At 49.7% G+C, this 13,986-nt stretch carries 11 protein-coding genes; 7 read left to right on the top strand and 4 right to left on the bottom strand.

The features are described 5' to 3' along the window. The first annotated feature begins 34 nt into the window (after positions 1-34). From ACJJIN_RS16010 to ACJJIN_RS15995, 4 genes are all read left to right on the top strand, one after another. Entirely contained in the window at positions 35-1,642 is a 1,608-nt protein-coding gene (locus ACJJIN_RS16010; protein ID WP_371838961.1) for a carboxyl transferase domain-containing protein, read from the top strand. A 72-nt stretch (positions 1,643-1,714) separates the two neighbouring features. Continuing rightward, positions 1,715-2,512 carry an enoyl-CoA hydratase/isomerase family protein gene (locus tag ACJJIN_RS16005; protein WP_282934596.1) on the top strand — a complete coding sequence of 266 codons (798 nt, stop codon included), beginning with the start codon at positions 1,715-1,717 and terminating at the stop codon, positions 2,510-2,512. A gap of 5 nt (positions 2,513-2,517) precedes the next feature. Further along, a complete protein-coding gene (locus ACJJIN_RS16000; protein ID WP_444895376.1) occupies positions 2,518-4,518 on the top strand; it encodes an acetyl/propionyl/methylcrotonyl-CoA carboxylase subunit alpha in 2,001 nt (666 codons plus the stop codon). Continuing rightward, positions 4,518-5,417 (top strand): hydroxymethylglutaryl-CoA lyase, encoded by a 900-nt coding sequence (locus ACJJIN_RS15995; RefSeq protein WP_444895375.1) that lies wholly within the window; start codon positions 4,518-4,520, stop codon positions 5,415-5,417. The genes ACJJIN_RS16000 and ACJJIN_RS15995 overlap by 1 nt, the downstream gene beginning before the upstream one ends. A 281-nt stretch (positions 5,418-5,698) precedes the next feature. Here ACJJIN_RS15995 and ACJJIN_RS15990 read toward each other — a convergent pair whose 3' ends face one another. The 3 genes from ACJJIN_RS15990 to ACJJIN_RS15980 all read right to left on the bottom strand — a co-directional run bounded on the left by ACJJIN_RS15990 (position 5,699) and on the right by ACJJIN_RS15980 (position 11,484). Then, a complete protein-coding gene (locus ACJJIN_RS15990) occupies positions 5,699-7,849 on the bottom strand; it encodes a hypothetical protein (RefSeq protein WP_444895374.1) in 2,151 nt (716 codons plus the stop codon). Positions 7,850-8,445: 596 nt separating this feature from the next. After that, a complete protein-coding gene (locus ACJJIN_RS15985; RefSeq protein WP_444895373.1) occupies positions 8,446-10,353 on the bottom strand; it encodes a multicopper oxidase family protein in 1,908 nt (635 codons plus the stop codon). 117 nt (positions 10,354-10,470) lie between these two features. Further along, positions 10,471-11,484, bottom strand: a complete 1,014-nt coding sequence (locus ACJJIN_RS15980; protein ID WP_444895372.1) for an SDR family NAD(P)-dependent oxidoreductase — start codon at positions 11,482-11,484, stop codon at positions 10,471-10,473. 110 nt (positions 11,485-11,594) lie between these two features. On the opposite strand from ACJJIN_RS15980, the gene ACJJIN_RS15975 reads away from it, so the two are divergent. From ACJJIN_RS15975 to ACJJIN_RS15965, 3 genes are all read left to right on the top strand, one after another. Beyond that, entirely contained in the window at positions 11,595-12,026 is a 432-nt protein-coding gene (locus ACJJIN_RS15975) for a DUF4345 domain-containing protein (RefSeq protein WP_444895371.1), read from the top strand. A gap of 58 nt (positions 12,027-12,084) precedes the next feature. Further along, a complete protein-coding gene (locus ACJJIN_RS15970; protein ID WP_444895370.1) occupies positions 12,085-12,387 on the top strand; it encodes a DUF1330 domain-containing protein in 303 nt (100 codons plus the stop codon). An 80-nt stretch (positions 12,388-12,467) separates the two neighbouring features. Further along, positions 12,468-13,322, top strand: coding sequence for an AraC family transcriptional regulator (locus tag ACJJIN_RS15965; protein WP_444895369.1), 855 nt, complete (start codon positions 12,468-12,470; stop codon positions 13,320-13,322). A 27-nt stretch (positions 13,323-13,349) separates the two neighbouring features. On the opposite strand, the gene ACJJIN_RS15960 is transcribed toward ACJJIN_RS15965, so the two are convergent. Next, a complete protein-coding gene (locus ACJJIN_RS15960; protein WP_444895368.1) occupies positions 13,350-13,949 on the bottom strand; it encodes a DUF1287 domain-containing protein in 600 nt (199 codons plus the stop codon). Positions 13,950-13,986: the final 37 nt, after the last annotated feature.

Below are 13,986 nucleotides of genomic sequence, written 5' to 3'. Positions count from 1 at the left end.
GAGGTCTTTTCTCCGGGAAAGTGAATCGGACTTTATGAATCAGTTGCAGAGCAAAATAAACACGCGCGATGCCGCCTTTGGCGAAAACCGCGAGCAGATGCAGGCGCTGGTGGCAGACCTGCGTGAGAAAGTGGAAGCCATCGCCCAGGGCGGCGGCGAGCGCGCAAGGGAAAAACACCTGGCGCGAGGAAAGTTATTGCCACGGGACCGTATCGATGCACTGCTCGATCCGGGTAGCCCTTTTATGGAATTTTCCCAGCTGGCCGCTCACGAGGTTTACGGTGAGGATGTTCCGGCCGCGGGTATTATTACCGGCATCGGCACCGTCTCCGGTCAGCCCTGTGTGATAGTGGCTAACGATGCCACTGTAAAAGGTGGAACCTATTATCCCCTCACAGTAAAAAAACACCTGCGCGCGCAGACCATCGCCGAGCAGAACAATCTGCCGTGCATTTACCTGGTGGATTCCGGTGGTGCTAATTTGCCGCGCCAGGACGACGTTTTCCCAGACCGTGAGCACTTCGGTCGCATCTTCTTTAACCAAGCCAATCTCTCTGCACAGAATATTCCGCAGATCGCGGTGGTTATGGGTAGCTGCACCGCCGGTGGTGCCTATGTGCCGGCTATGGCAGACGAATCCATTATGGTGAAAGAGCAGGCCACCATCTTCCTGGCGGGCCCGCCCCTGGTGAAAGCGGCCACCGGTGAAGAAGTTTCCGCTGAGGAACTTGGCGGTGCCGAGGTGCACTGTCGCACTTCCGGGGTTTCCGATCACTACGCCAATAATGATGTACACGCCCTGCAGTTAGCGCGCCGCTCTGTAGCTCGCCTGAACCGTATCAAAAATCCTGGCCTGGATATCCAAAAGCCTGTGGAGCCGATTTATCCACCGGAAGACATTTACGGCGTGGTGCCCAAAGATTCGCGCCAGCCGTTTGACGTGCGCGAGATTATCGCGCGGGTTGTGGACGGATCTGAGTTCGATGAATTTAAAGCGTTGTACGGCACCACCCTGGTAACCGGTTTTGCCCGTATCCAGGGCTACCCGGTGGGAATTGTTGCCAACAACGGCATCCTGTTTGCGGAGAGTGCGCAGAAGGGCGCGCACTTTATTGAGTTGTGCGCGCAGCGCAAGATTCCATTGGTTTTCCTGCAAAATATCACTGGTTTCATGGTGGGCAAGCAGTACGAGGCGGGCGGTATCGCCAAACACGGCGCCAAGATGGTGACCGCTGTCGCTACCGCCAAGGTGCCCAAAATTACCATCCTTATCGGCGGCTCTTTCGGCGCCGGTAACTACGGTATGTGTGGCCGCGCCTACGATCCCAACTTCCTGTTTATGTGGCCCAATGCGCGCATTTCGGTTATGGGGGGTGAACAAGCTGCTGGCGTATTGGCCCAGGTGAAGCGCGACCAGATGGCCGCCCGGGGTGAATCCTGGAGCGAAGAGGAAGAGCGCCAGTTTAAGCAGCCGATTGTGGATAACTACGAACACCAGGGGCACCCATACTACGCCTCCGCGCGCTTGTGGGATGACGGCGTTATCGATCCGGCGGATACCCGCCGCGTGCTCGGTCTGTGCCTGGCGGCGGCCAGCCACAAGGAACCGGAAGAGACCAAGTTCGGCGTGTTCCGCATGTAAGGAACCGTGGTTGCGGCGCCAGCGAAATGTTCCGGTGCCGCTTTTGATAGACGCCCCAATCGAGGAATTACAATGAGCGATAAATTGCTGTGCGAAGTGGATAGCGAGGGCGTGGCCACGGTCACCCTGAACCGGCCGGAAATCCACAACGCTTTTGATGATGAACTGATCCACGAGCTGGCCACCACCTTTGACACCCTGGCGCAAAACCCCGCTGTACGTGTGTTGGTACTGGCCTCCAATGGCAAGAGCTTTTCTGCCGGAGCCGACCTCAACTGGATGAAGCGCATGGCGACTTATTCAGAAGAGGAAAACCGCCGCGACGCAGCTGCGCTCGCCGCCATGCTGTACAAGCTCGACACTTTTCCTGCGCCCACTATTGCGCGAGTACAGGGCGCCGCTTTTGGCGGGGCCGTGGGCCTGGTGAGCTGCTGCGATATGGCCGTGGCCTCTGAGCGCGCCAGCTTCTGTTTGTCCGAAGTCAAAATCGGGTTGCTGCCCGCCACCATCAGTCCCTATGTCATCAATGCTATCGGCACTCGCCATGCGCGTCGTTACTTTGTCACAGCGGAACGTTTCCCCGCCGAGCGCGCGGAACAGATCGGTTTGGTATCCGAAGTCTGTGCCGAGGCTGATCTGGACCTGCATGTGCAGAAATTAGTGAATGCCATTGCCGACAATGGCCCCAAGGCAGTCGCCATGGCCAAGCAACTGGCTATGTCCATGTCCAACCGGGTTATCAACGATGAATTGCAGGGCCAGACCAGCGCGCTGATCGCTGCCGTGCGTGTGTCGCCGGAAGGACAGGAAGGGTTGAGTGCGTTTTTGGAAAAGCGTGCACCCAGTTGGATGAATGGTAGCGAAGGGTAATTTTTATGATTCGCAAACTGTTAATAGCTAATCGCGGCGAAATTGCCTGTCGCATTATCAAGACCGCGCGCCGCCTGGGGGTGGCCACTGTCGCCGTTTATTCCGATGCGGATGCCGACGCTCTGCATGTGCAGATGGCGGACGAAGCGGTGCACCTGGGTCCGGCCCCGGCCAGGGATTCGTATCTGGATATCGACAAAGTATTGGGTGCTGCCAAGCAGACTGGTGCCGATGCCATCCATCCGGGTTATGGCTTCCTGTCGGAAAACGCCGAGTTTTGCCGCGCCTGCGATAGCAACGGCATTATTTTTGTCGGCCCACCCACCGGCGCGATTGAGGCGATGGGCTCCAAGTCCGCAGCCAAGCGTATTATGGAAGAGGCCAATGTGCCCCTGGTGCCCGGTTACCACGGCACCAATCAAAATGAAGAGCTGTTGGAAGGCCATGCCAATCGCATCGGTTACCCGGTATTGCTGAAAGCTGCTGCCGGCGGCGGTGGTAAGGGCATGCGCCGTGTCGACAGTGCCGATGAATTCCACGAAGCTCTGGCCGCTGCCAAGCGTGAGGCCATGAATGCCTTTGGCGACGACATTATGTTGCTAGAGCGCTATGTGGTGAGTCCCCGCCATGTGGAAATCCAGGTGTTCTGTGATCAGCAGGGCAATGGCGTCTACCTGTTTGAACGGGATTGCTCGGTGCAGCGCCGCCACCAAAAAGTAGTGGAAGAAGCTCCCGCACCGGGCATGACTCCGGAGCTGCGCGCCCGCATGGGTGAAGCGGCCCTGCGCGCGGCCCACGCGATTGGTTACGTGGGGGCCGGCACGGTGGAATTTCTGCTGGATGCCAGCGGTGCCTTCTACTTTATGGAAATGAATACCCGCCTGCAGGTGGAGCACCCGGTGACGGAAATGATCACCGACCAGGACCTGGTGGCCTGGCAGCTGTCAGTTGCCGCTGGTGATACCCTGCCCATGAGCCAGGATGAGCTGCAGATCAACGGCCACGCCATGGAAGTGCGGATCTACGCCGAAGACCCGGACAATGATTTCCTGCCGGCAACGGGCGTGTTGGTGCGCCACCAGCCCCCGGCGGAAGGCGAGGGGGTGCGAGTGGATACCGGTGTGCAGACCGGCGATGAAATCAGCGTGCATTACGACCCGATGATCGCCAAATTAATCTGCCACGGCCGCACCCGCAAAGAAGCCCTGGCCAAATTGGATCGCGCACTGCGTGATTATCAAATTGCCGGTGTGCGCCACAATATCGAATTCCTGCGCCGAGTGATCAATCACCAGGCATTTGCCAGCGGTTGTATTTCGACGCACTTTATCGAGGACTACGAGGCGGAAGTACTGCACCAGGAGCAGACACTGACGCCGCTGAAATGTGCTGCTATTGCCGGTTATTTGCAGCAGCGTGAAGAGCGCGATCTGCGCAATAGCGCACCTCAGCGGGATCCTTTCTCTCCTTGGCACAATGGTGATAACTGGCGCAATGCTCTGGCTGGCAGTCGCACCCAGACGGTGGACTACCGTGGCCAGCACGCTCAAATTCGCTTTGTTGCGGAGGGCGATAGTCTGCGCTGGACTTGCGATGCCTTGCCTGAGGAACAAAACAGCGGTGAGATTCGCCTGCTCCCGGGACGTGACTTGATGTTGGTGGATGGCCGCCGCATGAGTTTCTCCGCCGTGGATACCCGCGATGGCGGTGCTGTATTTATCGATGGCACCCAGGTGGAATTCAAGCTGTTGCCACCGGATATCGGTGAGAGCAATGACCAGGCCCACGGCCTCGATGCCCCCATGAACGGCACCATAATTTCGCTGCTGGTTGAGCCCGGCTCTACGGTGGAAAAAGACCAGCCGCTACTGGTAATGGAAGCCATGAAAATGGAACACACCCTGCGGGCTCCAGCCGCCGGCACCGTGCAGCAGTTCTTCTGTGCCGAAGGTGAATTAGTGGATGGCGGTAGTCTGCTGGTGGATTTTGCCGGGGAGGAGCAATAATGACTTTGCCCAAACAGGTCAAAATCGTCGAAGTGGGCCCCCGCGATGGGCTGCAAAATGAAAAGCAGCCTATCTCTGTGGAGACCCGTATCGCTCTGGTGGACAAGCTCAGTGCCAGTGGGCTGTTGGTTATTGAAGCCGGCAGTTTTGTCAGCCCCAAGTGGGTACCGCAAATGGCCGCCAGCGAGGAAGTGCTGGCGGGTATCCAGCGCAAAGACGGAGTTATCTACAGCGCGCTCACGCCAAACTTAAAAGGCTATGAGCGTGCAGTGGAAGCCAAAGCGGATGAGGTCGCCGTATTCGGCGCAGCCTCAGAAGCCTTCACCCAGAAAAATATTAATTGCAGTATTGCTGAGAGTCTTGAGCGCTTCCGTCCACTGGTGGAAAAAGCGAAGCAAGACGGTATACCCGTGCGCGGATACGTATCCTGCGTACTTGGTTGCCCCTATGAAGGCGATATTGATCCGGCCAAAGTGGCAGAAGTTAGTGCCGCTCTATTGGAAATGGGTTGCTACGAAATTTCCCTCGGCGACACCATCGGTGTCGGCACCCCGGAATCCGCCAAGCGTATGCTGGAGCAGGTAATGACCCGCGTGCCTGTGGAAAAACTTGCGGTGCATTTCCACGATACCTACGGCCAGGCACTGGCCAATATCTACGCGGCCTTACAAATGGGTGTCGCAGTAGTAGATTCCGCCGTAGCCGGCCTGGGGGGCTGTCCCTATGCCCGCGGCGCTTCCGGTAATGTTGCCAGTGAGGATGTACTTTATATGCTCAATGGCATGGGTATTGAAACCGGCGTGGATTTACAGTTGCTGGCAGAGGCTGGGAACTTTATTTCTGAACAGCTGGGGCGGGAGACTAACTCCCGTGTGGCTAAGGCTTTGGTGCCCTGCTGAGTGCGGTTTTGATTTATTCACATCAGGACTATATATGGTCCTGATGTGAATTCCTGCATTTAGTTTTGAATTACCTTAATCAATCACTTAGAAAAGAACTGCCAGTTGAAGATAGTATCTAGTACTTCTTTTCTGGCAAGAGATTAAGTAATGACAGAACACTGAGGATAACCGGCTGAAATACTGGACGCCAGTTACATAATAAGTATCAAGTTCTATCATTGATAATTAAAGTTTATCGTTTCTATACTCTTCATGAGCTTTTTGCCACTAGTGGGAAATCAATAGACTAAGATCAGAGGCCGCCCTCTATCTTCCTGGTTTAGTTTATATGCATCTGTAAATATCGACTCATTATGTTGGCTAATAATGGAGTTTATAATCTTAAACTCATCGACATTTTTAGATTTTATATAGGATGATTGAGTAAAACTATTGCCCTCCCGCGAAAAGAGATAGAGTGCACCAGCATCAAGTTTATAGTAATTGTGATTTTGATTCCCTGAAAATGCACTGCTATAGCTATCCTCACCGGGAGCACTCACAAGCAATTTTGAACCATCGTAATTCAGGCTTACACTGCTTCCAAATTTATCATATTCATCGGGATTGGATGCTCGTAAAAGCCCAGCTTGTGAAGCCGTCTCTCCATCAAAATGGTATACATATGTTGCTCCGGCGCTTTGATACCGGCTGCTCTCTTCCTTAGAGCCAATGGCGATATACTTCCCGTTGCCACTTATAGTTAGGTATTCTCCAAAATGCTCATATTCACGGGCTCTAGTTGGTTTTAAATATGCTCTTTGCAACCATTCTATTCCGTCGTATTTAAAGATATACGCAGCTCCTGAGCTATTTTCTGAATTGTTGCTCTCATCACCGTTTACCCCACCTGATGCGCTGTCTTCTCCTATTGCACCAATCAGCAGGATGTTACCAGATGAGTCAAACTCTAAGCTTTCACCAAATTGATCCAGCGAGTCACTCTTTTTAGCCCAAATCTTAGTAGACTGCACCCAAGCTTTGCTCACTAGTTCAAAAATATAAACATTACCTGTTGCACTTTCATGCCCTTCAGAAAAAGGAGAGCCGACGGCAATTCGGGTTCCAGTATCATTGATTGAAACTGATCTACCAAAATACCTTCTTTCATTACTTGGTGGTGCTATATCGGGCTTAAGATATGCGACCTGTGACCAGATTGAATGCTCCCTCTCGAATATATATACTGCTCCTACGCTTGAACCTGAATCGTCACTGCTGTCGCCATTGATGCCTGTTGATAAGCTATTTTCACCAGGAGCTCCAACAACTAACCTAGAACCATTTGCACTAAGGTCGATGGAGTAACCAAAGTGATCATAATTACCTGGGTGAGTTGGCTTTATATATGCTTCTTGTAACCATTCTCCGTCTTTAAGAGAAAAGATATACACGGCTCCGGCTTGCGAAAAAGATTCATCACTACTATCACTGTTGATACCTGCAGCAGAACTACTCTCGGTGCATGGGCTAATTGCCAAGGTTGAGTGATCTGAGCTTATTTGCATGTCACAAAGGTAGCCATCTACAGGGTCATAATTCTCTGGATATATTTCTCCAATACCATTAGCTAATAAGTCTCTTACGTATACGGTATTACTACTTTCACAAACCTGCCCAAAACAAATTTCTAAGAAATATGAGGCGTTAACACGTGCGAAGAGAGGAACAATATGCTTGTAGTTTTGTGTTCCCTGAGTAATATCTTCGCCAACTTGAACAAACCCTGTTTGTCCATCTACATTTTCATGTAATTTATAGTGAGAGGCGCCAGGAGTATCGACCCAAGTGAAATATAATGATTTCGTTGGCTCAACAGATACATCTAAAGTTGTTCCTCGTTTAAATGTGGCTGAGACTTCACAATTTTTTATTAATTGACCTGTCTTATAAATATTGCCATCTAGTGTACCGGAGCAGCCGCTAACTTGGTCAATTACATATCCAGAGTCTGGGATTAGGTGTAGTGATATAGATCCTTTACCGATCAGAGAATCAGATTGAAACTTTCCTCCAGGCCCTGCGACGGTCGTCACCCTAAAAAACTCTTGTTTAAAAATAACAGAGATCTCACAATCGTCGGCGATAACACTTGTGGTATAAGTTGTTCCAACCAAGTTCCCACCACAGCCAGCTGCAGACTCGATTACATATCCTTCATCTAATGTAATATTGAATTGAGCATTGCGGCCTGGCCCCACTTTTACAGACTTCGGCTCAATGTCCCCTCCATCGCCAAGGCTCGTGGTTATGTTATATTCCGTAGTGGTTTGATTTGTTGTGTCGTTACTTCCAGATCCCCCGCCGCCGCTACATGCGGATAGTGCTAATGCAATGCAGAAAATTCCGCTGCTAAATATGCTCCTTGAAGGTTTCTTGCAACCTTTCATTTAACTTCCCTCATGTACAAATCGAAAATACTAAACTTTACAAAATCTGCCAGGTATGATTTTTTCTTTTTCAAAAGAACCCTTCCTCAAGGCTATTAAACAACAGGCAGGTCATTTTTGGCCAAAGGTGACAGGGTGGCTTATCTGTGGTTGTTACTAGCATACTTTATGTGACGGTATTTTCGTTGTAGTCGCAAAATTATGAAACCCCCACGGTTATTAAATTTTGCCGATTAGGTAAATAAAAGTGATCATCAGGTTATTCGATTTTCCGTATCGCCTGCATGTACAAAGGTATGCCCCGGTGTTGGGCTTTGCTGTGGCTAGCTTTACTATCTCTTCACATTTAGGTTGTTGTAATCTATTAACGTGAAATTTGTGGCCGGTTCAAACTTGGTATAGATATATCGCTGTATTGCTTATGCAGTAGAGCCTTAAGCTATCCAGATTTTGTCTATGATCAATATCCGAGCAACCTTCTCTAGATGTTCTTCTAATAAAGATTAAGTCTTTAGAAGAGCCCAATTAGCATGGCAAGGAGCTCCTCTGTTACGTAGTTTATATTTCGAGATAGTGTCCTTCGTTCGTGAAGAAGATTAATCGTTGGCAGAATGTTTTGGTGCCAACACCCTAAACGGCCTCATCATATCGTAATCCTCATGGGAGAGTAGATGGCAGTGCCATACATAAAGGCCTTCGCGGTCGAAGCGGGCTATTACCCGTGTTACTTGGCCAGGAAGGGCGATGACCGTATCTTTGGGGCCGCTTTCTTCTGGTTGTGGTGGAAGGGGTTTTCCCTGTAGAGATTCTATTTCCAGGCGTGCACCCTGAAATATCTTATCTGTATGCATAAATTTCTGCTGCTTGGCAATAAGTTTTCCTTTAAAAGGCTGGCGATCCAGTACCTGGAATTCCACCAGATGAATATGGATTGGATGAGCCGATACTGTAGGGTTGTATATTTCCCAGATCTCAACGGCGTTGTGTTGGATTATTTCTGTAGTAGGATCTTCAAAAAATAGGGAGCCCTCCTTTACTGGACCTAGCATCAGCAAGTTACGGCCGTAAGGATCGTCTAACCGGTAGGTGGCAAGTTGTCGTGTGCGACTGGCTTGGTTAAGCCTATTAAGTGGGGTGCGTAAGGGAGTATTTAGGCTGAGTTTTAAATCTCCAATGGTATTTTTAATCTCTGATTTCTGTTTATTAGAAGGGGTCTTTGTCGATGTTGAAGCAATATGGAATTGTAGGATCTGGCCTGTAGTATTTGGATCGGTAGCTGGTATGATGCCGCCGCGCCCATCGCTTAATACGCGTTTACCATCCGGGTTATAGACAAGTGGAATTGAACTCTTTGGATCATTGGCCTCTACAAATCCTTTAAAAGGGACATCCGGCCCAAAGTTCCGCAGTGTCAGTTCACGCTCTTCATAACCACTGAAATCTACTAAAACATCTGCTCGCTCTGCGGGTGCCAATATCAACTCGTTCAATTTTACAGGGTAATCGAGAAATCCGCCGTCACCGCCGACTTGTACAAAGGGTGTATTTTCGTCGATCCTGAGTATCAGTGTGCGGGTATCGGATGCGTTGAGTAATCGCAGTCGATAGACGTGTGGAGTGACACTGACTTTGGGCCAGGTCATACCGTTTACCAGAATAAAATTGCCAAAAAATTCGTCGAGATGGGACGGATTGGGCCAATTGGTCTTAACCACCTCATGGGAAACCGGTGATGGAGGCTGGTCCCTCCAGCCAGGAAAATACAGCTGCCCATCCGAGCTAAATAAGCTGTCTGTGATAGCGGCTACAAAAGTGCGCTCTTCTGCGGGGAGCAGCTTCTCCTGTATCAGACGGTCTTCATTGTCATCGCCAACCAGGTAAAAACCGAATAGACCTGCGTAAACATTAAGGCGCGTCATGCCCAGGGTGTGGTCGTGATACCAGATAGTGGCGGCATCCTGGGAGTTGTCGTATTCGTAAATCTTTTTCTCAAATAATGGTCCCGTCTCACGATAATTACGGGTGTACCAAGCGAGGGGGTTGCCGTCACTTTTCCACTCTGTATGCCCGCCGTGAAGGTGGATAACCATAGGTACAGCTTTTGGATCTTTTACGTCGGCGAGGTGAATGGATCGATCCACAGGAAATAGATGCGGACCCGGTAGCTCATTGGCCCAGTGTACAAATACCGGTTGGCCTTCTCGGGCGCGAATAGTAGGGCCAGGAGAGTGGATGCGACCTGCATATTCAAAACCCCAGGCTTTTGTCATTAAACGTTTGCCTTCCTTATCCCGTAGCCCCATCCAAACTTCAGTGGGGCGGGCGGGTAGTTTAATCGAGGCTGAGCCCTGAGGGCGGATTTCTGCGGGTATTGGCAGTTCATTGACGAACTTATCCACAGTTGCTGGATCCAGCAGCCGCAGGGGAGTTGCTTTAGCCACATCTTCAGCAGCAGTCAGGGCAAGGGGAATTAACAACAGCAGGGAAAAGATTACCCGAAACATTGGCTGTTTTTAGCAGTAAGTATTTAACAGTCAAGTATAGGTAAACAAGCGGTATCGGTGGAGTTAACTTGGGGGCAGGGAAGGGTGTACAGGGCCCTTCCCTGATGCGAACTTTCATTAGATAAAGCGATTGATCGCCGTTTTGGCATTGTCCTGATAGGTAGGGTTGTCCAGGTCAGGGAAAAGCTTCCGCTGTTCACCAAGAGGTCCAGTCAATCCGCGTTCACTGCCGTAAAAAATACCTGTGCGGAAGGATCTTGTATCCAGTAGGGCATCGATATAGCGCTTGGCGCCTATTTCTACTTTGTGGACTTTGCCAAGTAGCAGCATAATCTGCATCATGCCCTTCATCATATATTGCTTGAATAACGACAGTGTATTGAAGCCCTCTGTGCCTACCGTAGCCCCGGGACTCATGGTTACGAAGCGGATATGGGGGAATTCCCGTGCCATGGAAGACATCCATAGGGCGCCCATATACTTTATCGGACCATAGGGTACCGTAGCGTCTTTGGTACTGGCATAGAGCTTTCCTTCACAGATCTGCATAAATTCCTCCACAGAGGCGCTTTTCAGGTCTGGTCGCTTCATACCCATCTCTTTTACGCCGCGAGCGGCCTCGGAGCCGGCATAGATAGCAGTCTGGGTTAATTTATTGGCTTTCAGTAACTCGTTAGTCAGTAGAGCATGCCCAAGCAGGTTGACGGCGAAAATTTGTGTGACTCCTTCGGGGGTCTTGTCGTAAAACTCTTTCCCCCCGGTACCGCCAGCATTCATAACCAGCGCATCAACTGGGGAGTCCAGGTTCTTAACTGCCTCTTTCACAGATTGTTGATCCGCGACATCGATCAGCAATACTTCGAAGATATTCCTGCCTGTTACCGACACCAGATCGGCTTGGGCTTCCTTGGCTTTGTGCAGATTGCGGCAGCCGAGATAGATCTTGTTAATCTGCTGGTATTCCGCCAGTTGCTTGGCGCATTCCCTGCCTAAGCCTGCATTCGCTCCGGTAATCAAAACACTCTTAATCATCTTTCTGTCTCTGTGGATATTGGGAACTGGTGCCCGGATATGGATATGCCCGGCTGTTGGAGAGAAAGATAAGCGGTTAAGCGCCTCGTCTTTTGACATTTCTTGCTGTCTTAGTGGGATACCAAGACCGCAAGAAATATCAAAAATAGGGTCTTACTGGCCAATATGATTAGGTCATCACTCCAAATACGGAAAACTAAGGTGACACTATGAATCAGGTGAGTTCTATAGAAAGAAAAATTTTCCAATTGTTAGTGGTAGCGCTAGCGGTGATCTGTTTTGTACCCGGTGGTATCAGTGCATTTGGAGGGCTGAATGGCAGTGCTGCCCTGAGTGGTGGTGCTATGATTTTTGGCCCGGATAGCCCCTTGAGAGGATTTGGGGATAATCAATATCGATTTGCCTTTGGTGTTTTCTTTGCCCAGGGATTGGTTCTACTGTATTTCCTGAGCAATATCGAAAAACATAAAGCATTGTTTTACTTCGTGGCTTTATCCCTCTTTATTGGCGGTCTGGGCCGCTTAAGCAATATTCTGGAATTTGGATTGGTGGATGATCAGGTCTTACCCCCTACGATTATTGAGCTTGCGATAGTTCCACTTCTGGTTTTTTGGCATAGGCGAGTAGCCTCTCAAAGTTAGTCATTAGAAGCTCTTAGTTAAGCAACTAAAATTTATTTACACTTAAGAGGTTATTACTTTGTTACCAGTATTTTTACATATAGAGTCTTCACCAAACTTACAGGAATTGCAGGCTCTTCAGCAGTATAGTGGTCTGGCACCGCAATTAATGCAACAGTATGGGGGGGTGCCTATTGCTTCTTATGATGTGGAAGAGGCCCTGTACGGGGGGCGGTCACCAAGGGCATTTGTTGTGGTATCTTTTCCGGATCGGGAGGCGATCTATGCATTCTTTAATGATCCAGCCTACCAGGCGATTATTCCTTTGAGGGACAAAGCATTTGCCCATTTACGCTTTTTTATCACTAGTGAGCGAATTTAATTTAAAGGCATACTAAACCGGGAAGGTATTGTTCGAAAATTTCACCGTCCCAACGTAGACTGGCAGTGAAGGAGCCTCTCATGCAGCGATTTTTTAAAAGTATTAACTTCGTAGAGCAGCATCTATATGACAAAATTTCTGTTCACGAAATTGCTGCTGCCTCTCATTACTCCACCTACCACTTCAGCCGTATTTTTAAGGCATTAGTGGGGGACTCACCGAAAGAGTATTTGCGTAAGCGCCGATTGACCGTCGCCGCAAAGAGGTTGTTGAGTGAAGATATTGGTATTCTTGAGCTTGCCATGGAGTGCCAATTTGACTCCCAAGAAGCGTTTACTCGCGCGTTTAAAGCTTTATTTAACGTAACCCCGGCACAGTATCGAAAGCAGCAGGATCCTTTTCGGTTGTTGTATAAGGATCAATTTAGCCCTCATATGCTGCACTTCTTGCAAAATGAGTTGTCCATGGAGCCACAAATTATTTCGCGGCCAGCGATGCAATTGGTGGGGGTAGCGCAGGAATACGACCATGAAAATCTCAGCTTGCCAAAGCTCTGGTCTGCATTTCGGCCCTACAGGGATAAAATCCCCAATCGTATCAGCGATGAATCTTTTGGTATCTATGAATGTTATGAGGAAGCGGATGATGAAATTCAGTTTAAGTATGTCTGCTGTGCGCCGGTTGCCGACCTGACTCAGGTACCCGAGGGTATGGTGGCGCGGGAACTACCGGAGCAGCTATATGCAAAATTTGTTCACCGCGGATCTATTACCACCCTGGAACAGACATTGAAGTATATTTGGGGAAGCTGGTTGCCAAAGTCCAATTACGACTATATTGAGAGGCCAGACTTTGAGCTGTACCCACCCAGATATCAGGTTACCAGCCCGACAGCAGAAATGTTTCTCCATATCCCGGTCAAAGAAAGGCCGTAATCGCTTGGCAATAGCGTAGTTTTTTCGCTACTCAATCTTTTCGGTTGCCTGACCTGCGTTGTATCGGTAATGCCCGGTAATTTTAAAGGAAAACAGCATGTCTTCCAGCACGGATCCAGCCCCGATATTGTGTGCGACCAAGTACCGGTTGGTCTTTAGAGAGCGTTTCGCAGTCACAATACCGATATGTGGTAAATTACCGGGCAGCATCCAGGTAACGATGTCCCCTGGTAGATAATCCTCTGCCTTGTCACTTATTGAGAGTGATTGTCCTTTGCGAGTAAAAAAAGCCTGTAGATTGGGTACTCGCCGGTGATCAATATTTTTATCTGGCCTGGAAAGTCCCCAAATGCGTTTAGATGGGTAGGCTTGAAAATGACCCGATATGTCCTCGTGAACTTCTTTTTGCAAATCGATCCCCAGCTTCCTATATGATCGAATCACTACGTCGGTACAAACACCGGTATCAGCCGGCAAATCTCCATTTGGATAGGGAATAGACACATAAGCAGGATCGTAGCGTACCTTATGATAGGTTCGCTCCAGAGCAGCTTCGGCCAAAGTTATATTTTGTGCATAACTGGCGGCAGAAATCAGGGTACCCAAAAATAGAAATATCCGTTTCACTAGGGCTCCAGTTTTTTTGAGTCTAGGTTGAAATCCT

This window comes from Microbulbifer maximicatervae (SeqCode), assembly GCF_052467505.1.
Note: the sequence above shows the minus strand (reverse complement) of the source record. Positions and strands in the feature narration are given on the sequence as shown.